The sequence below is a fragment of the Pseudoalteromonas prydzensis genome (assembly GCF_011050055.1).
Taxonomy (GTDB): Bacteria; Pseudomonadota; Gammaproteobacteria; order Enterobacterales; family Alteromonadaceae; genus Pseudoalteromonas; species Pseudoalteromonas prydzensis_A.
Genome location: NZ_DRGM01000222.1, coordinates 1 through 3,060 on the forward strand (window position 1 = coordinate 1; position 3,060 = coordinate 3,060).

The window sequence follows — 3,060 nt, forward strand, 5'->3', positions numbered from 1 at the left end:
AGCATACCTAAAGCTAGTAAAGCTGTAATGATATAACCAACTACGCCACCTTGATGGAAGTATTCCATAAGTGTCGCTTTTTGAGTGTTGATACGTAAGATAGCACCACGAGTCGGATCGATATAAACACCAGCGTAGTTATCTGGTGATGTATTTTCAAGATCAGTGATACCGTCTAAAATATAGCTATCAGGCTGTTTACCTAGAGGCTGAATAGACTTAGTTTCTGGTGAATAAATTAAGTAACCATCGTCTGTAACTAAGTTAAAGTTACCGATACGCGTTACTTTTTTCATTGACGGGTTACCGTCAAGACCAGCAACTTCAGTTTCAAAAGTTGAAACTTTAGCTGATTCAGTCATTTCTGTTTGAAGTGAAATCCAAAGTTCTTCAAGTTCACGAACAGTTGGAAGTTCTTTAGCAGCAGCTAATGAACGTAAGATTTCAGCACGGCCTGGTTTCTCAGCACTAACAAGTGATGCTTCGATAGAACCGATAGCGTCTTGAGCTGCACGACGTACAACACCAAACATCTCACCTAAAGTACCTTGGGCACTTTGAAGAGCTGCTTCTTTTTCTGCTAACGTATTTTCATTTTGTGCATATTGCTTAGTTAAGCGTTCACCACGAGACTTCTCAGAAGCAAGTTGGCTTTTAGCTTTATTAAGTAAAGATTGCTTGTCAGCACGATCTGATAAGAACTCTTGTTCACGTTTCTTATCGATTTTACCTTCAGAGATACGCTCTTGCTTTACTTGCTCAAGAATTTTATCTAGAGCTCCAGTATTTGCATGTGCATTTAACGCGGTACCTGCAGAAACAGTTAGTACTGCGGCAACAGCAAAACCTTTAAATAGTTTCTTCATTATTGATTACTCCGCGCCAAAGATAGGTAGTTTAACAAGTTCTAATGTCGCTTGCTTACGCGCCATACGAATAACTTCTTTAACAGGTTTTAGGTATTCTTCACCTAATTCTTTCCACTGTTTAGTGTTGTTATCCCACACCCAAGCATGTTTCAAGTCAAAAGACTGAGCAACGTAAGTGATACGACCTAACTGGCCGATATCAACGTTAATGCTCTTGCCATCAACTTCTAGTGTACCTTGTGAAGCAGATACAAGAGAGCTGTATGCTGTTTCAATAGTGTAAGCTTCAAGTACTTGACGGAATTTTTCAGACGTCGTTACAGACGCAGAAACCATGATTTCACGTAGTCTTTCAACACGTCCTAAACGCGTTTCTAGATTAAATGGAACGTCCGCTTTGATGAATTGCTCAAGCGTATCGATCATGCGATACATCAAAGGCACAACGTTTTGTTTCGTGTTATCAATCGTAGCGATTTGACGATCAAACGACTCAATAGAAGCGTTTTGGCTATCAACCAAGCGCGACACGTGATCGTTATACACTTTCATAAGTTCAGTCTCATCAACAACGCTACGGTACTCAGCGATTAGCTCCTGAGTTTGACCATATACATTGTCAATTTTAGTTTGAGACTTAACCGCAGCCTTTTGAATTTGTTGACCTGCTTTTTGCACGTCATTCAAAGGATCTGCAATCACATTGCTGCTTGCAAATGCAAATGCGCCAACCAACGCAGTTGCTACAAGACTCTTTCTGATTTTAACAGACATAGTTCCCAACCAATTAAGTAATGTTACTTTTATAATTTAATTATCCTCCGAGAGGAGAACAACCCTGATATCTTTTAATAGATATCAACCTTCCAATAATGCTAAATGCAATTAGCGCTGTCAACTTGATGTTGACTAATCGCAGTAAATAAATAGCTAAGTTGATGCTTAAACAAAAGTACCAGCGCACAATCGTTAACATTATTGCAACCAAGCTTTCTCTTAATATTTCTATTAAAGCCTTTTAAGAGGTGTATTTATTCGCATAGCACTGACATAAAACAACATTATTGCAACATTTAGCTAAGCCTGAATTCGCATTGAAAAAAAACGAAAAAAAATACAGATAGATATAACAAAAGTTATTTTTTAGACGATTTCGACACATTTTATCTCTTCGCTAACACTTCATCTGAGAAAACAAACCGTTTGTCGCACAAAAAAACAACACTGGATAATCTCTACTAGCGAAACTCCCCTACTTTAAACACATAATTTCAAAAGCTGTTTAAAGTAGGGGAGTTTCCCACAAATAGTAATAATAGCCTTACATAATGAGTTTTTAGCAAGTCAAAGCTGGGCCTGCTACCAATCAGGATTAAAATTTATTCTATCTAAGGCAATTTAATCGCGGCGTTAGGTTTGTAACCTAGCGGGCTTAATAAAAATCGGTAAACAGCCTTAGAACGAACACACAGGCAGCGCATATTCGCTATTTTTAAAGTGATCTTTAATACTATTTAACAATCAAACTTATTCAGCAACTAAGTATTCCAACATGCTTATATGGAGTCTATTAAATTCGCTAAATTGTTCAAATATTTATAAGGACTGATATTAATCACAAAGAGTTGCTCTACTTTAATAATATTGAACTACGAGTTAAGCCAAACGCTTCAATAATTAAGTAATAGAGGCACCCTTCCCGATTCATAGTCAAGATATAAACTTTTAACTTCATCACATCGACATAGCTTATATCAAAATTTCCGCGTATCGATACTCTGCTGCGGTTTTATATAAGTAGTATCTGATCAATTGGATAAATTATGAGGAGTGTTTTAATAAACGCTAGAGAATGATTTGATTCGTTGGATTATGAAGATAGTTAATTTTTTACATTTTTAAAAATAAAAGGTTTAAGCAGATATTAAATAGGATTTAAATGATGGTATTAAGTGATTTATAGATTGATATGTTAAAAGAGGGAATTATGGTGAAACAGAAACTGCTTCACCACGATGAACTAGAGTTCACATAATAAATTATGCTGCTTCTACGTTCTCAGCTTCAGGGCCTTTTTGACCTTGTTTGATGCTGAATGTCACTGCTTGACCTTCGCTAAGAGTGCGAAAACCAGAACCAGTGATTGCGCTGAAATGTACAAACACGTCAGGACCATTTTCTTGTTCAATGA

At 36.8% G+C, this 3,060-nt stretch carries 2 protein-coding genes and 1 pseudogene; all 3 read right to left on the reverse strand.

The features are described 5' to 3' along the window. A pseudogene (locus ENH88_RS23065) lies at positions 1–866 on the reverse strand (MotA/TolQ/ExbB proton channel family protein); the annotation flags it as partial. Between the two features lie 6 nt (positions 867–872). Next, positions 873–1,643 (reverse strand): DUF3450 domain-containing protein, encoded by a 771-nt coding sequence (locus ENH88_RS23070; protein WP_024590812.1) that lies wholly within the window; start codon positions 1,641–1,643, stop codon positions 873–875. 1,265 nt (positions 1,644–2,908) lie between these two features. Then, positions 2,909–3,060 (reverse strand): cold-shock protein (locus tag ENH88_RS23075; RefSeq protein WP_304185901.1); only part of this gene is annotated, 152 nt, incomplete at its 5' end.

Bases quoted from the DNA above. Each gene is read 5' to 3' on its own strand.
- ENH88_RS23070 (WP_024590812.1), bottom strand. From the start codon at position 1,643: ATGTCTGTTAAAATCAGAAAGAGTCTTGTAGCAACTGCGTTGGTTGGC.